This is a genomic window from Chryseobacterium sp. UF-290, from assembly GCF_058245615.1.
This window is the reverse complement of record NZ_JBSICB010000003.1, coordinates 351,930-367,937: the sequence shown is the minus strand read 5'-3', so window position 1 is coordinate 367,937 and position 16,008 is coordinate 351,930. Positions and strand designations below refer to the sequence as shown.

The following is a 16,008-nucleotide window of genomic DNA, read 5'->3' as shown; positions in this document are numbered from 1 at the left end:
TTGTCTAATTTAATACTAAATCCTTTTGCAAATCTAAAGGTCTAATTTAATACTAAATCCTTTTGCAAATCTAAAGGAAATCTGCGGGAAAATTTATATCGTTGCTATATTGCCACGAATGCACGAATCCTTTTATTCGTGCATTCGTGGCGATTAAAAACAGTATGGAATTTTATCGCAGGTAAAATCATTGCACCTTATAACATAATGCAGGAAGGAAATCTGTACCTTTACGTTTTCCAACTTTTCCCATACTTTACAGTAAAAAAAAAGACTGTTCCCAATGAAACAGTCTCCGGTAATTTATTTTTCAAGTTGCTTGTAGCTCCTCTGTATAAAATCTGTCAGGTCTTTTCCTTTCAGCAAATTCTGTGAAAGCTTAGCCAGATCCAATGCATATTTGATCAGATCTTCCTTTTCTTCTGCATTTCCAGTCTTTAAGATCTGATTAGAAAGCTCACTGTTGGAGTTGACAACCAGATTGTACATTTCCGGGAACCCTCCCATTCCGAACATTCCGCCTCCTCCTGTTGCCTGCATTTCTTTCATTCTTCTCATGAACTCAGGCTGGGTAATGGTGAACGGAGCATCGCTGCTGTCAAGATCTTCAAGCTGTACCGTGAATTTTGAATCTTTGATCGCTTCTTCCACATTCTTTTTCAAAGCTTCTTTTTCAGTTTCATTCAGTTTTGAAATGACAGGCTCGTCTTTTTTGATCAGATTATTGATGTGGTCAGCATCTACTCTGGCAAACGAAATATTCTCTTTTGAAGTTTCCAGCTTCTGGATCACGTGAGAAATAATAGGAGAATCCAATAGAAGAACTTCATATCCCTTATCTTTAGCAGACTGGATATAGCTGTGCTGTTCATCCGCATTTGTAGCATACAGAACAATCAGCTTGTTATCTTTATCCGTCTGTAAAGGCTTGATTTTTTCAGTCAATTCATCCCAAAGGAAGTATTTACCGTCTGTTGTAGGGTATAGTGTGAATTTGTCTGCTTTTTCAGCAAACTTTTCTTCTGTTACAATTCCGTATTCGATCACAACCTTAATGTCATTCCATTTTTTCTCATAGTCTTCACGGTTTTCGTTGATCAGGGAAGCCATTTTGTCGGCTACCTTTTTAGTGATGTAAGATGAAATTTTCTTTACAGCACCATCTGCCTGAAGATAGGAACGGGATACATTCAAAGGAATATCCGGTGAATCGATCACTCCTCTCAGCAGCATAAGAAAATCCGGAACGATCCCTTTTACTTCATCAGTAACGAATACCTGGTTCTGGTACAATTGAATTTTATCCTTGTCAATATTTAAATTGTTGCTCAGTTTCGGGAAGAACAGAATCCCCGTAAGGTTGAAAGGATAGTCGACATTCAGATGGATATTGAATAGAGGTTCCTCAAACTGCATTGGATACAGCTCATGGTAGAACTTCATATAATCTTCATTGGTCAGCTCATTTGGAGCAATCGTCCATGCCGGTACCGGATTATTGATGATATTGTCTACCTCTTCGGTTTCAGCTACTGCATCCTCCGGAGCGTCTTCCGGTAATGGAAGCGTATGCGTTTTGGTTCCGAACTTGATCGGAACAGGCATGAATTTGTTATATTTTAATAACAATTCACGGATTCTCCCTTCTTCCAAAAACTCTACAGAGTCTTCTGCAATATGAAGGATGATTTCAGTACCTCTGTCTGTTTTATCAGTCGTTTCTTCAAGGGTAAACTCAGGGCTTCCGTCACAGATCCAACGCACCGCAGGCTCGTCTTTGTATGATTTTGTAATAATTTCTACTTTTTCAGCTACCATGAATGCAGAATAGAATCCAAGTCCGAAATGTCCGATAATTCCTGAATCTTTTGCAGAGTCTTTATACTTTTCCAGAAACTCTTCCGCTCCTGAGAACGCTACCTGGTTGATGTATTTTTCTACCTCTTCACCGGTCATACCAATCCCCTGGTCGATGATGTGTAAAATTTTCTGGTCTTTATCAATTTTGACCTCAATTTTCGGGTTTCCATATTCAATCTTCGCTTCTCCGATGCTTGTTAGATGTTTTAATTTCAACGTCGCATCAGTTGCATTAGAGATTAATTCTCTTAAGAATATTTCGTGGTCACTGTAAAGAAATTTTTTGATAAGCGGGAAAATATTTTCCACAGATACATTAATATTTCCTTTAGTCATCATATTTAGATTTTTAATTTTTAAATCTTGCTCAAAAAAAATACCACATAGCAGAAAGTGACAGAATGGCATTTTTTTTATGATGTCCCTGTTGATCGCTTTTATTATATTTACCGCCAATTATAAAAAACAGTATGGGAATCTTTGATTTTTTTAAGAAGAAAAACAGCAGACAGGAAAATGTCAGTACTCCGGTTCAGAGAAATGAGATACAAGAGGAGAAAATAGTAGAGGAAGTGGTGGAAACAGCACCGGAAGCTCCTTCACAACCGACAGAAGATCAGAAGATCAGTAATGAGTACGGAAAGATCAGGATCTATAATGATTATATTGTGTATTCCATCGCACTTCAGCTAAGAGGAGAGTACACCCCTATTTCCGCTTTTGAGAAAGAGAATGGTGAAATAGAAGGCTTTGTCTATATGGTAACAGAAGATGCTTATGCTCTTCCGGTACATGAGGCGATCGGCAGAATGGAAGAGAAATTTGAAAACGAACTTGCGGAAGGCAAGATCAAATCTTATATGATCCTTTACCACTCTCAGTTTGACAATAATGGCAATCACAATCCGGCAACGAAAGAAGAGGAATTTAAAGCTATTTCACTCTCTTATCATTTTAAAGATGCCGATAAGACGAAAACAGGATTACCTTATATTTTCGAAAACGGTACAGTTACCTATAAAGGTTTTGCAGAATTTTCTCATGAGGAAAATAATGAGATCATGAATAATCAGCTGATCGACGGGAAAGAGTATTTTACAAATACAGAAGCGATCAAAGCTCCTGAAACCACTAATGAAGCGGGAATTATCATAAGGAAATCCAATATACACAATCTTGTCAACACCTGGAGCGGAATTTTTGGTCATGAAAATTTCCAGACCAGGGATTATGGAAATTACCTGACGAATGTATTAATGCAGTCTACAGTTGCCGATCCGCTTGGAGAAAGTAAAAGCAAAACAGAATTTGAAGATGTAAGGTTTAAAACCATTTTCACAGAAGAGCTCAGTACTATAATTCCGGAAGTAAAAACTGATTTTACTTTGGATTTTGAGACAAGATCAATTCGTGAATGGGAAAATGCACTGAATTTACAGGCTATTGTTGCAGGCCCGGCAAGAAACACTTTCGGAGTCTGGTTCTTTGCTACCGATTATGCAGAAAACAGGAACAGATATTTGACTCAACCTCATTTGAACGTGAACCTCAGCGGAGTTGTTTTCATACTTGATATCTATGAAAATGCTGATCTGCCTGACGGTACTAAAATGAGCGAAGATTTTACTACGTATATGCCAAGCGAGAGTCTTCCTAATTATGCTTGCTTTGATTTCATTGCTCAGATTGTTGATTTTAAGGAAACAGAATTGCTTGAAGACGGAAGCATCAAAGGATATATTCTAAAGCTGAAGCTGATCACTCATGAAGAAAGTGAAGATTTCTTCACCATTGATGCATTTGTAAATAAGGAAAATATGAGATTTGAAACCCTTACAAAAGGAATGAAAGTTACCGGAGCATTGCAGCTGCAAGGTAAAATTGCAGAATAATAATGAAAAGCATATAGCAAAACGAGGTTGTTCCAGATGTTCAGCCTCGTTTTTTTATGTCTGTTTTTTATGCTAAACTTTGCGCTTACAAAAAAACATTAATCTGAATAAGACTTAAATTTTATTTTTCTCCAGGTTTTCACAACTAACCTTCAACCTTGAATTCCAAACTATTTCCTATAATTCATTCAAGGGATCCCAAAAAAGTTTTTTAAAATTTTTAATTCTAAGGTTTTCCACAGTAATTCCTTCGGCTTCCAATTTAGGCTGAAATTCAGGGACAGATAATACTCCTGAACTTGAGATCACACGATGAGCAGGAACATCTTTCGGACAGCCACCCATCGCTTTTCCTACATGACGGGAATGATTCGGATAACCGACTGCTTTTGCTATAGCTCCATAGGTGGAAACTCTTCCTTTAGGAATGAGTCTTGTCACTTCGTATACCTGTTGTTTAAAAATTTCGTCCATATCGATTTACTGTTTTAGCTGCCTACATTATATCAAGCTGAATACCAATATCTTTTTTTGCATCATTTTTGAATTCTTTTGAGTTCAATGATGTTTCATTAAAAGATAAAGATATGAAAAAATCATTTTTCCGGCTGCTGAATGCAGCCAATAAAAAGCTTCTTCCGAAATTAAGTAAGAAAGATCCTAACAAGCTGACCAAGATCGAAAAGGGAATACTGGCATACCGGTATTTTGTGCTGGTAAATTCACTGGATTGATTTCTGTACTGTTGTAAAATTACAACGTATTAATGATTTTATTTGATTCAGATCACTGATTCTATAGGTTTTTTAAAAAGCGTAAAGATGTAAGTTATTTTGAATAATACTGTATGCATTATTATCTCCCACAGATTTCACAGATCACACAGATGTTTGCGTAAAAATTTGCGGGATCTGTGAAATCCGCGGGAGAATTCAATCTGATAACGGGTCTGTGCTTGCTGAAAGTCTTTGATTTTCTTGCACCTTAAAGCATCATGCTACTAATTCTCTTTGCGCCTTTGCGTTTTCCAACCAACCATGAAAAAAGAAAATAAAAAGCGCTCCAACATACATTGAAGCGCCGTTATTTTAAATCTCTTTTTGAGATATTTATTCTTAAGAATTTTCAAGGATGTAAGAGAACATCAACGGTGCACAGATCGTCGCATCACTTTCAACGATAAATTTCGGTGTAGTGACATCAAGTTTACCCCATGTGATTTTCTCATTTGGAACTGCTCCTGAGTATGATCCGTAAGACGTAGTAGAATCCGATATCTGGCAGAAATAAGACCAGAAAGGAATGTCATGCATTTCCATATCCTGATACAACATTGGTACTACACAGATTGGGAAATCTCCTGCGATACCTCCTCCGATCTGAAAGAACCCAACTCCTTTTCCTCCTGAATTTTTAGTATACCAGTCTGCAAGATAAGTCATATACTCGATCCCTGATTTCATTGTAGAAGGCTTAAGCTCTCCTTTGATACAGTAAGAAGCGAAAATATTCCCCATTGTAGAATCTTCCCATCCCGGAACTACAATTGGTAAGTTAGCTTCCGCAGCAGCAATCATCCAGGAATTTTCTCTGGGAATTTCATAATATTGTTCAAGAACTCCTGAAAGGATCATTTTGTACATATATTCATGCGGGAAATATCTTTCTCCTTTAGCTTCCGCATCTTTCCAGATCTCTACGATGTGCTTCTGCAATCTTCTGAATGCTTCTTCTTCAGGAATACAAGTATCTGTAACTCTGTTCAATCCTCTTTCCAGCAGATCCCATTCTTCCTGAGGAGTAAGGTCTCTGTAATGCGGAACTCTTTCATAGTGAGAGTGTGCCACAAGATTCATCAGGTCTTCTTCAAGGTTAGCCCCTGTACAAGAAATAAAGTCTACTTTTCCCTGACGGATCATTTCTGCAAGAATTTTACCCAATTCAGCAGTAGACATTGCACCAGCCAAAGTGATCATCATTTTTCCGCCATCTTTAAGATGGGCAACATACCCCTTAGATGCATCCACCAATGCAGCTGCATTGAAGTGCAGGTAATATTTCTCTATAAATTCGGAAATCGGTTTGCTCATTTTTTTAATTTTTTGCAAAGATAAAATTTAAAAACGGAATGCGGCCAACCCACTTTGAGAAAGTCTTGTACCGGGTGTTCTTTTTTATACATTTATTAAATGAACTGAGACAGCATAGGATTATTTGAGAGGGAATGTTTTCTAGCGGAAAACGTAAAGACGCGAGTTTTTTTTGCCTACACGATGATTTAAGGTGCGAAGATTTTAGCTGTAATATAGCTTAATATAGTTTATTTATTTCCCACAGATTTCACAGATTACGCAGATAATGATAAAAAATCTGTGGAATCTGTGAAATCTGTGGGAAAATCTAATCTAATATTTGTTCTGTCTTTGATTTTATTACCCTTTTAAAATCCTTTCACAGGATAAAAACCTTTAATTTTTCCAACATTAAGGTTGTATAAAACAGAAAGCACAGCCCGAAATGAGCTGTGCTTTAGTATAATATTCAACAAAGAACTTATCCTTCCCAGGTTTCCACTTTTAGGATCTCAATTTTCCTTTCTCCATCCCTGAAAGGCCAATCTATGATATCTCCTACTCTATATCCCACTACTGCAAGAGCGATATCGGAAAGTATGGAATGTTTATTCTTTTTAAGCTTTGCTTTGGTAGAGGGTACAAAAATATACTCGTGTTCAAAGTTCAATGTATGATCTTTTAAAGTGACTTTTCTGTCAACCGTAACAACATCTGCAGGTAAGTCTCTTCTGAGTACCTGCCTGGCCTTTCTAAGTTCTCCTGCAAGTCTTTTCTCTTCTTCGATGCTCACTTTTTTCCTTCTGAGCGTATCTTTTATAGCATCATAAATTCCGGTGGTGACAATAATATGATCTGACATTTTTTTTAATTTTAAAATTAAAGTGCAGCTATTCCCGATGATCCAATGTAGAATACAGGTCTATATCTGCTTTCTATAGGAAAACCGCAAAAAAAACAATAAATAAAAATCCGGAAAATTCCCCTGTCCTGGATCCTGACAGGGCTTAATTGATAAAGTCCTTGGAACTTTTCAGAAAAGAATCTGTGTGTAAATAAAGTAATGACAGCAACAATCCTGCTCGTCTGCGTTCTGCCGATAAAAAGATTGTTGCTGTCATGATATAAGTCGTTCTGATTTCTACAAATATAGAACTTAAAAACGGAATGTAGCGGCTGCGCTTAAAGAAAGTCTGTGTAAACCTTCTTTTTGATCTTTACCAAAGTCATATGTGATCCCATTGTATTTCATTTTCCTCAATGTACCGCCACTTAATCCAAGCTTCGGACCTATTAAAAAATTCTTGCTGACCTGGTATTGATAGCCAAGATCAATTTCTGCTCCCAAAGTACTTCCTGTACCCTTTACACTTCCTGTTTTTGTCGTATAAGACATGACTCCCACCGCCACATCTGCAAATATTTTATGTCTTGTAGGTTGATTATCATTTGAGATTAATCCGGAGACTCCGAAGAATGTAATATTATCTTTTGTCGTTGCAGGAACAGAAACGGGCATTCCGTTTGCATATCCCAGCAGATATCCATCACTGGATGCGCTGTAATGGGAATATTTCAGACCAAATGCAAGGCCTTTTTTCACTTCATAATGGGCTGCGATATCAAAGTTCACTCCATTTTTCAAACCTTTTACATATTCCTTTTCTTCCCTGCTAAGCCCTGAAGCTGTTTTTGCGACTCTCCATGCATACCCTACAGAAGGTGTAATGGAAATTTTTTGGGAAAAAGACATGATGGAAATTGAGAATATCCCAAGCGCTATTAGTTTTTTTATCATGGTTTTAAAAATTTTGGGCAAAAATAAGATTTTCTGAGAGAGAAATACCTTAAAATTTAAAACGTCTGTTCTCTTTTTTATCCGAAAGCTTTTTCTTATTATCCAATCTTTTCTGTTTTTGGGCTTTTGAAGGTTTTGTTGCAGTTCTTTTCTTAGGGACGATCAATGCTTTATTTACGATCTCCATTATTTTTTCAATAGCTTTATTTTTATTCATCAGCTGAGTTCTGCTTTCAGAAACAGTCATAAATAAATAACCATCGGCATTGACTCTATTTTTTAGCTTATTCTGAATCAATATTTTTTCATCTTCATTGAAAAATTCAGAGGCATCAACTTTCCAAAGTACGGTAACAGCCGTCTCCACCTTATTGACGTTCTGCCCTCCTGCACCACTGCTGCGGGAGGTTTTAAAGCTGAGTTCTTTTGAAAAGTTTTTCATTGTTTTATTTTTTAGAGCCGAGATAAGAAGCTATAGATTTGCCGTTATATTTTTACGTAGTTCCATCCTGTTTACTTTTCCATTCGGTGTTCGTGGAATTTCATCGATAAAAATAATTTCCTTGGGGGTATGAAATTTTTTCTCAAATGGTATTTCTGAGATTTTCTTTTTCACCTCTTGTGACTCATTTCCTTCTATAATCAATATCAATTTCTGACCCAAACTCTCATCCGCCAAGCCTATAAATACAGCTTCGTTCGGTATTTCCTTTTTTACCAATGCTTCAAGGACTTCCGGAAAAATTTTCGCTCCTCCGGAATTGATCACATTGTCAATTCTTCCCAGAAACTTAAACTGCTTATCATTCTGAATTTCAACTAAATCATTAGTTTGCAATACCTCTGCATTCACATTAGGAGCAAAGATCTTCAGACAGCCTCTCTCATCTAAAGAGACCGCTACATTTTCAAATGCCGTAAAATAATCTTCAGGTTCCGGCATAAGTCGCTTTAAAGCAATATGTGATAAAGTTTCTGACATTCCATAGGTTTCGAAGATACGGTTTGAATGCCCCAGATTCTGATGAAGGATTTTATTTTTCAAACTTTCTGAAGTTGCAGCTCCACCAATGATCAGATTTTTAATCAAATGAAGTTTGTCCAATGAATTTTCTACCTGAAGCGGGGTCATCGCACAAAAATCAATTTCTTCTTCTATATTTTCCAGAGGTCTTAAAGAAGGATCTGCTATTATTAACTTTAATTTTCTCTCCACAGAACGCACCACCATCATTTTTCCTGAGATATATTCTACTGGAAGACATAATAATGCCTTATCCCCCTCTTTTAATCCTAAAAAATTGCAGGTCATCACTGCAGAATTGATCATTTTCTTTTTCTCAATTTCAAAAATTTTAGGTTTCCCGGTAGATCCCGAAGTCTGAACCTTTACCATCGTCCCGCCAGAGAGCCATTCTTCCAAAAAGATCCGAACTTTTTTTTCAAATTCTGTAACCAATGATAATTGATTAATATTGAGATTATTGAAGTCTATCAGCATATTTTCCGTAAATAAAATCCACAGTAAATGTAAAAAAAATTTCAAAAAGTTCTTGTAAGTAAAGAAAAAAGCTGTAAATTTGCACCACTAAAACAAACAGAGACCCATGGTGTAGCGGTAACACTACTGATTTTGGTTCAGTCATCTGGGGTTCGAATCCCTGTGGGTCTACTACCTAAAAAATGCAACTAGCTAAATTACAGCAAGTTGCATTTTGTTTTTGGTCACTTTTAATCACTTGGTCACGATTTTGGTCACTGTTTTTCTAAAAAATGCTTGAAGTGAACCTGATTGAATCTATTTGAATCTGATTGTATTTTAGCTACGGAAATAATGCCCGTTACTTTCAAAATAATCATACATTATGCTCCGTGCGGTTGCGCTCCAATCAATCACAACCCAATTAGGAATATTAAACGTATCATCTTCGTAAAGCCATTGTACAAAATCTTCATCACTTCCAAACTCGCCATAATAAAAATTGTTTACATACTCATAAAGGCTTTGAAACTCAATTTTACCTAAACAATCCAAACACGCTTCGTAAACTTCTAGGTCATGACCTGAATCGTTGATTTGTTCAAGTACATCGTATATATCTTTTGATATATGGCACTCGCTCAATAATCCTAGTTTTTCCAGAATCGGACATTCATAGTCCTGAAACATAAATTCAGGGTCGGATTCGTCACTGTGTAACTCATACATTGCGGTGAGCAGTGAATCATAGTCGGAATAATCCGAAAGGTTTAACCATTTCCCAAATAATGAGCCGTTGTTGTACTTTGCGTACGTTCCTACATAGATACTTGCTGTATCCAGACAATTCGTTAACTTTGTCATAGTCGATAATTTTAAGTTCGGTTTAAAATTTATTGATTGCGCCTAGTTGTGTTCGAGCACTTCTAGGCATTTTTTATGTATATATTGAGATATATTTTAGTAGTAAGTTGCTTTTAAAAGCAGTATAAATATACGATAAAAACCTGATAACCACCAACTTTATAAGCACTTTTTAACCAAAATATCAACGTATGTTAAAAACTTTTTAACCACTCGGAGCGCAGGAAAATAAAAACAGTCTGAGAAAAACAAAATCCGAGCATAGGGGACACTACGAAAAAAGTCTGACATCCCACACCCAAACCGTTATAGTAGGGACACACCCGATGCCTATACAAAAACTTTGAAACTCGGTATAGGGGGACGTTTTTACATAGAAAATTTGATACGGTGGGGTAAATAGGTCGGTATATATAATGCTACCTGACAACAACTCCACAACTAAGAAAAATAAAAGCACTTATAATACTCATCTATTGTACCATTATGGAGCGGAGCAATTAATCATTTTGGGGTAAATAGTCGTACAAAGTATTGACAAAATTACACCTTTTCAAATCAATGATTTTTAACCTCCAGCAAAACCATAGATATTGCTTACCATATCTTTAGGCAACAAAAAACCTTAACGCAAGTTGGCTAAGGTTATTATATTCTTATTTAAAGTTTTAAGCTAGTTGTAATATTTCTTCTTTAACCACAAACTTATCCTTACAAGCAATATTAAAACTGGCACTTCTACCAATGGTCCGATTACACCAACAAACGCCTGTTGAGAATGGATTCCAAAAACAGCAATTGCTACGGCAATCGCCAATTCAAAATTATTTCCTGTTGCTGTAAATGCTATTGAAGCATTTTTGTCATAAGGAATATCAAAGGATTTATTTATAAAGAAACTTACAAAGAACATTAGCACAAAATATACTACTAGCGGTATAGCTACTTTTAAGACGTCTAATGGTAATTCTAAAATCTTATCTCCTTTAAGGCTGAACATCAAAACAATAGTAAATAAAAGTGCATATAATGTTAGCGGAGATATTTTAGGAATAAATTTCCTATTGTACCACTCCAAACCTTTCAATTTGGTTAAAAAATAACGACTTAAAAAACCTGCTAAAAAAGGAATCCCTAAGTATATCAAAACACTTTCGGTAACCTCTCCCATTGATACAGTTACATTAAAATTAGCTAAACCTAGTTTTTCAGGTAAAACATTGATGAAAAGCCAAACCATAAAACTATAACTTAATACCTGAAATATGCTGTTTAAAGCTACTAGCAATGCTCCGTACTCACGGTTACCTTTAGCTAAGTCATTCCACACAAGTACCATTGCAATACATCTCGCTAAGCCAATAAGAATTAAACCAATCATGTAATCAGGTTCATCTCTCAGGAAAATGATTGCTAACAGGAACATTAAAACTGGACCAATAACCCAATTCAGTAACAGAGAAATTCCAATTGCCTTTTTATCTTGAAAAACTTTAGGCAACAATGAATAATCAACTTTTGCTAATGGCGGGTACATCATAATGATTAAACCAATTGCCAATGGAATATTAGTAGTTCCTACTGATAAGGAATTGGTTATATTAGAAATATTAGGAAAGAAATATCCTAAGCCTATTCCTAAAAACATTGCTAAGAATATCCAAAGAGTAAGGAATCTATCAAGAACTTTTAATTTTGGTTGCATTACATTTGTTTAATCAATTCTTATTTTTTTATCTGTGAAAAGACATAGAACATTTCTGCACCAATCTGTAAACTTCGTTCATTATATACTTTTGTTTGTTCAGGTGTATCGTCGGAAACTTTTGGGTCTTCAAAAGTGATAGGAATACGTTTATCCGCTCCTGCAATAAAAGGACATCCGCCATCCGCCTGAGAACAAGTCATAATTGCAGCAAAACCATGCATCGGATTAAAAGAACTGTCATATCTTTTAGAAAAACCTATAATTGGGTGTCTGTCTTCGTCATACTTGAGAGCATATACAGGATTTTCTGTATTAGAAATTTTTATAACTGAAAGTCCCTGTTCGTTTAAAGTCTCCACAACTTTAGGAAACATTGCTGTTTCTTCTGTTCCTCCTGAATAACAGGTTACATTCGGTACATCATAATAAGCACTTGCGACCTGTGCCCAAACCTGTGACAAATGGCTTCTTCTTGAATTATGAGTACAAATAAAGTTAATGGTTACTTCTTTTTGTTCTTCCAATCTTTTTTGAATAAAATCAACCAATGGTGCTAAAGTAGATTTTCTATCTTCGCTGATTTCCTGATTTTTCAGTAGTTCTATTGTTTGTAATAGTTTTGGATACATAGTTTATTGAATTTGATTTATTGAATTTAGCAACACCCTGAATTTGGAGTACAGCATGAAGATTGATTTGTAGAAAGTTCAGATAAGTTTACTTTTTGTTTCTCCGAAGGAATCCCGCAAGCATCCTGAGCTAAACACGCTGTTGTTTTATTTTTAAGCACAAAGTTTTTACCATTGAATTCTAAATCAAATTTACCAATAGTTGTATTTTGATACTCAACCTCAATTTCATCATCTTCAATTCCTAATTTCTCTTCTGATAGTCTGATGATGTTTAGAAGTTTTGTAGGTTTTAAACGATGTTCAAAATCATCTGCATTCCATAATTGAAAGTTTACAACTTTTTCGTTTCTAATAGTTCCACCACAATCAATAAAATGTTTTGTCACTGTTCCTACTTCTGTTACATGAAAGTGTTCAGGAACAAAAGTTCCATTTTCTAATTGAAATTCAACATTTTCTAATGTTGGTAAAATTTCTTTAATTTCAGATAGTTTCATAAATTTTTATTTATTGGTTAAATGCTATATTACGATAGATGTGTTTAAAAAAAATGTCTTAACAGCATTTCTGATTTGTAGTCGTCAGAATTATATTTGAAAAATAATCTTTTAATACTCCAAAAGTATTTTCATCAATACAGTAACAAATTGCAGTTCCTTCAATATTCCCTTTAATCAATCCTGCATTTTTTAATTCTTTCAGATGTTGAGATACTGTTGCCTGTGCCAATGGTAGTTCGTTTACAATATCTCCACAGATACATGTGTCAACCTTTAGCAAATATTCGATAATAGCAACTCGTGCAGGATGCCCTAATGCTTTAGCAATAATTGCTATCTTGTTTTGTTCATCTGTAAAGTGGTCTGTTTTAGTTGCTCCCATAGTTTGAATTATTATATCGCAATATTACGATTAATTATTTAAATACAAAAACTTTTTAATCAACAACTCCAAAATTTATATATTTGCGGTTAGAATTTTATCGAAAAATATAAAGCGTCTGCTTTTATTCTGTTAACAGAAATCTGACAGTTTCAAATACAGTACAGAATAAACAGTTGATGCCCGTGCTATGGCGTGCGGGCTATAACTTGTTTGTACTGTAAGGTTTTGTCAGAACCTCTGTTAGCAAATTGAGTGTAGTCCCACGCTTTTTGCATTAATAACCTTTCACTTTGGGACTGAGTGATGCAATAAATCACTATGAAAAAAGTCTTTATTTCTCTCCTGCTGTTCGTGGGTATAACATTATTCTCACAGGAAAAATTTGATTGCAACAATCTTTCTAAAACAGATTATCTCAACAAGTACCGTGAACTCCGAAGCTACGGACTAGACAAAATCATACTCAAGGATGGTAGAGAGGTACTGCCATTGGTTATATCTCAAGTCTATGACGAAAACAGCCTGAGACAAGTTTGTATCAACGCAGCCTATGCCGACCATAAATACGGCACAGAAAGCCATTACGAGATGTATCGTAAGAATATTTACAACGGTATGTCCCGAGAAACTTTTATGAAAAACTCGGATTACTTCCAAATATTTTTAGAAATGATTGCAAACCTAAAAAACCAATAGTCTGATGGAAAAGAAAACTATTCAGGTTGACCGCAACATTCCTAAATCAGTGCTGACAGGTTTTGTATTAGCGTTTCTGACTGTTTTTGCAGTAGAGCATTTCAGTACATTTTCGTACATCCCGAATCTAGGCAACCCAACTATTGATTACGGACATAAGGCTGTTATTAGCGGAACTTACGACACCCGAACAACTCCCGTAGGTGCATTGTACCAAACAACGCCTTTTGGAACAAGGATAGACCTCCCGACAAACGGCATGATGTGTAGTGAGTTACTGTATGATTCTGAGTTCAAAAGCTACTCTAATAAAGGTGTATTGTATGCAAAATCTGTTTTTAGCGATTACAAATATCTCCTGTTGTTTTGGTTAGCATACACACTCATCGCACTGTTTTTTAAAAGATACCGTCTAAAGGTTTTGATTCTGATTCTGCCAATATTAGGTATCAGTTGTGACAAAACTAAACAAGAGCCAATTACAACCTCTAAAACAGCCATAGACACCACAAAAACAACCTTAAAAAAACCAAATACACCAATCCCTCAAAACACGCCCGAAACAGCCGTAAAACACTCATTTGTAGTCTTCAAGGTAAAAGACAAATATTTCGGGAAAGAATCTGTAATTGTAACAGGAATATTTAATACACCTTACACTATTAGCACGGATGAGGAGTACATGATTTTAGACGATACACAGGCAAAATGTCATGCCTATCTGTTTGACAAAAACATTCTTGAAAGATACATGATGAGATTTGACAGCTATGCACAAGCAAGTCAGGAAAAAGAACGAATCTCTAAAATCCGTAACACCACCGTATCTAATAATCAAACATCTACTCCAAAAACCTTGACCAAAGAAGAAAAGGAGCAGATTATCAGAGAGTGGAAAAGCATTACACCCGAAGAACACGAACAAGCCCGACAGTTACAAATGGAGCATGAAATATGGGTTGAGGAACAGAAAAGAAATAACCAAAACTATAATTAATATCAAAAATAAATCAATTATGAAAAAAAACGCAAAAAGTATGCTTTTTACAGCATTATCGCTAACAACTCTATTAGTAACCGTAAATTGCTCGAGCAACAATGATGATGATAACAACACACAACAAACCAATCCTGTAACAACTCAATACTTTCACCCTCCCACGTGGATTCAGGGAACTTGGGGCGTGACTAATGGAACAACCTCAAACAAGCTATACAAGTTTACAACAGATGATTTTATACTTCTTGTAACAGGTGTAAGCGAACAGAGCATGACAGGAACAATCAAATCAAGTCCGAATGGCGGAAGTGTTGACGAAACCGTTAACAACAGTACACAATATAACTTTACCGTAAAATACAACATCACAACCACAACACAAAGTTTTGAGTTCAGAAAAGTTTCAGCAACTCAGATTCAGTGGAAAGACAACAGTAACGGAACATGGTTTGATTTGGTAAAAATGTAGTAAAAACAGAGCCTTGACCTTATGGGTTGGGGCTTATGTTTTATCTCTGCAAACACCGATGAAAAGAAAGGTTAACAAAGAATCTGCTACATAGTACCAATACATACTACAAATATTATCTTACTTATATCCCACTCAAACAAACCCAAACACTCTAATCAGGAAAATTTTGGAAAGAAAATTAACACGTCAAGTTTTGTCGTATTGGAGTTTTACATTTGCTTATAATACCAAAATATCTTAATTTTAACAAATATCACAATAATATGAAAAAACATTTATTTCCGATTGTATTTTTAACATTAACCAATCAGAATCAGCTATTTGCACAACTTACGCCTACTGAAAATTATATTCAAACTAAAACCTATTTATCAGAAGATGGCAGTAGAAAAGCGGAAACTGTAATTTATTATGATGGTTTAGGAAGACCAAAACAGATTGTTAATGTCAAAGCAACCCCCACAGGGAAAGACTTAGTTACTCCTGTTACTTATGACGGATTTGGTAGGCAAGTTAAAGATATATTACCCACCCCGATAAACAGTTTAAATTCAGCGATACATTCAGGAATTACCAATGAAAATACGGCTAATTCCTATTACGGAGTAACGAATGCTTATTCTGAAAAATAAATCGAAAACTCACCGTT

The 16,008-nt window shown here is 35.6% G+C and carries 18 protein-coding genes and 1 tRNA gene; 7 read left to right on the top strand and 12 right to left on the bottom strand.

Annotation, left to right across the window (positions count from 1 at the left end):
* Nucleotides 1-303 precede the first annotated feature (303 nt).
* Nucleotides 304-2,196 carry a molecular chaperone HtpG gene (gene htpG, locus AC4IF5_RS05550; RefSeq protein WP_490732447.1) on the bottom strand — a complete coding sequence of 631 codons (1,893 nt, stop codon included), beginning with the start codon at nucleotides 2,194-2,196 and terminating at the stop codon, nucleotides 304-306.
* Nucleotides 2,197-2,330: 134 nt separating this feature from the next.
* Between htpG and AC4IF5_RS05545 the strand changes: the two genes are divergently transcribed.
* Nucleotides 2,331-3,752: a hypothetical protein gene (locus tag AC4IF5_RS05545; RefSeq protein ID WP_490732439.1), complete on the top strand. Its 1,422-nt coding sequence runs from the start codon at nucleotides 2,331-2,333 to the stop codon at nucleotides 3,750-3,752.
* Between the two features lie 177 nt (nucleotides 3,753-3,929).
* On the opposite strand, the gene AC4IF5_RS05540 is transcribed toward AC4IF5_RS05545, so the two are convergent.
* Complete coding sequence (locus AC4IF5_RS05540) at nucleotides 3,930-4,226, bottom strand: MGMT family protein (RefSeq protein ID WP_312298489.1); 297 nt, start codon at nucleotides 4,224-4,226, stop codon at nucleotides 3,930-3,932.
* Nucleotides 4,227-4,339: 113 nt separating this feature from the next.
* Here AC4IF5_RS05540 and AC4IF5_RS05535 point away from each other — a divergent pair, with 113 nt between their 5' ends.
* On the top strand, nucleotides 4,340-4,486 hold the full coding sequence (locus tag AC4IF5_RS05535) for a hypothetical protein (RefSeq protein ID WP_490732438.1): 147 nt from the start codon (nucleotides 4,340-4,342) through the stop codon (nucleotides 4,484-4,486).
* Nucleotides 4,487-4,867: 381 nt separating this feature from the next.
* Here the strand turns inward: AC4IF5_RS05535 and AC4IF5_RS05530 are convergent, their stop codons facing one another.
* The 5 genes from AC4IF5_RS05530 to AC4IF5_RS05510 form a co-directional block, all read right to left on the bottom strand.
* Complete coding sequence (locus AC4IF5_RS05530) at nucleotides 4,868-5,842, bottom strand: deoxyhypusine synthase family protein (protein ID WP_490732437.1); 975 nt, start codon at nucleotides 5,840-5,842, stop codon at nucleotides 4,868-4,870.
* Between the two features lie 463 nt (nucleotides 5,843-6,305).
* A complete protein-coding gene (locus AC4IF5_RS05525; protein ID WP_490732436.1) occupies nucleotides 6,306-6,686 on the bottom strand; it encodes a GreA/GreB family elongation factor in 381 nt (126 codons plus the stop codon).
* A gap of 294 nt (nucleotides 6,687-6,980) precedes the next feature.
* On the bottom strand, nucleotides 6,981-7,622 hold the full coding sequence (locus AC4IF5_RS05520) for a DUF2715 domain-containing protein (protein ID WP_490732434.1): 642 nt from the start codon (nucleotides 7,620-7,622) through the stop codon (nucleotides 6,981-6,983).
* Nucleotides 7,623-7,671: 49 nt separating this feature from the next.
* Nucleotides 7,672-8,064: an alternative ribosome rescue aminoacyl-tRNA hydrolase ArfB gene (gene arfB / locus AC4IF5_RS05515; RefSeq protein WP_490732432.1), complete on the bottom strand. Its 393-nt coding sequence runs from the start codon at nucleotides 8,062-8,064 to the stop codon at nucleotides 7,672-7,674.
* A gap of 30 nt (nucleotides 8,065-8,094) precedes the next feature.
* Nucleotides 8,095-9,123, bottom strand: a complete 1,029-nt coding sequence (locus AC4IF5_RS05510) for an AMP-binding protein (RefSeq protein WP_490732430.1) — start codon at nucleotides 9,121-9,123, stop codon at nucleotides 8,095-8,097.
* 100 nt (nucleotides 9,124-9,223) lie between these two features.
* Here AC4IF5_RS05510 and AC4IF5_RS05505 point away from each other — a divergent pair.
* Nucleotides 9,224-9,294, top strand: a tRNA-Gln gene (locus AC4IF5_RS05505).
* A 147-nt stretch (nucleotides 9,295-9,441) separates the two neighbouring features.
* Here the strand turns inward: AC4IF5_RS05505 and AC4IF5_RS05500 are convergent.
* The 5 genes from AC4IF5_RS05500 to AC4IF5_RS05480 all read right to left on the bottom strand — a co-directional run bounded on the left by AC4IF5_RS05500 (nucleotide 9,442) and on the right by AC4IF5_RS05480 (nucleotide 13,188).
* Entirely contained in the window at nucleotides 9,442-9,966 is a 525-nt protein-coding gene (locus AC4IF5_RS05500) for an antirestriction protein ArdA (RefSeq protein ID WP_490732428.1), read from the bottom strand.
* 673 nt (nucleotides 9,967-10,639) lie between these two features.
* Complete coding sequence (arsB, locus tag AC4IF5_RS05495) at nucleotides 10,640-11,671, bottom strand: ACR3 family arsenite efflux transporter (RefSeq protein ID WP_490732427.1); 1,032 nt, start codon at nucleotides 11,669-11,671, stop codon at nucleotides 10,640-10,642.
* A 20-nt stretch (nucleotides 11,672-11,691) separates the two neighbouring features.
* Nucleotides 11,692-12,303 carry an arsenate-mycothiol transferase ArsC gene (locus tag AC4IF5_RS05490; RefSeq protein WP_490732425.1) on the bottom strand — a complete coding sequence of 204 codons (612 nt, stop codon included), beginning with the start codon at nucleotides 12,301-12,303 and terminating at the stop codon, nucleotides 11,692-11,694.
* A 26-nt stretch (nucleotides 12,304-12,329) separates the two neighbouring features.
* Nucleotides 12,330-12,803: a DUF6428 family protein gene (locus AC4IF5_RS05485; RefSeq protein ID WP_490732423.1), complete on the bottom strand. Its 474-nt coding sequence runs from the start codon at nucleotides 12,801-12,803 to the stop codon at nucleotides 12,330-12,332.
* Between the two features lie 58 nt (nucleotides 12,804-12,861).
* Entirely contained in the window at nucleotides 12,862-13,188 is a 327-nt protein-coding gene (locus AC4IF5_RS05480; protein ID WP_291888343.1) for an ArsR/SmtB family transcription factor, read from the bottom strand.
* Nucleotides 13,189-13,509: 321 nt separating this feature from the next.
* On the opposite strand from AC4IF5_RS05480, the gene AC4IF5_RS05475 reads away from it, so the two are divergent.
* The 4 genes from AC4IF5_RS05475 to AC4IF5_RS05460 all read left to right on the top strand — a co-directional run bounded on the left by AC4IF5_RS05475 (nucleotide 13,510) and on the right by AC4IF5_RS05460 (nucleotide 15,991).
* The gene (locus tag AC4IF5_RS05475; RefSeq protein ID WP_490732421.1) at nucleotides 13,510-13,887 is read left to right on the top strand and encodes a hypothetical protein; all 378 of its coding nucleotides are present in this window, start codon (nucleotides 13,510-13,512) and stop codon (nucleotides 13,885-13,887) included.
* 4 nt (nucleotides 13,888-13,891) lie between these two features.
* A complete protein-coding gene (locus tag AC4IF5_RS05470; RefSeq protein ID WP_490732419.1) occupies nucleotides 13,892-14,884 on the top strand; it encodes a hypothetical protein in 993 nt (330 codons plus the stop codon).
* 19 nt (nucleotides 14,885-14,903) lie between these two features.
* A complete protein-coding gene (locus AC4IF5_RS05465; RefSeq protein WP_490732417.1) occupies nucleotides 14,904-15,356 on the top strand; it encodes a hypothetical protein in 453 nt (150 codons plus the stop codon).
* Between the two features lie 266 nt (nucleotides 15,357-15,622).
* Nucleotides 15,623-15,991, top strand: coding sequence for a DUF6443 domain-containing protein (locus AC4IF5_RS05460; protein WP_490732415.1), 369 nt, complete (start codon nucleotides 15,623-15,625; stop codon nucleotides 15,989-15,991).
* Nucleotides 15,992-16,008 lie beyond the last annotated feature (17 nt).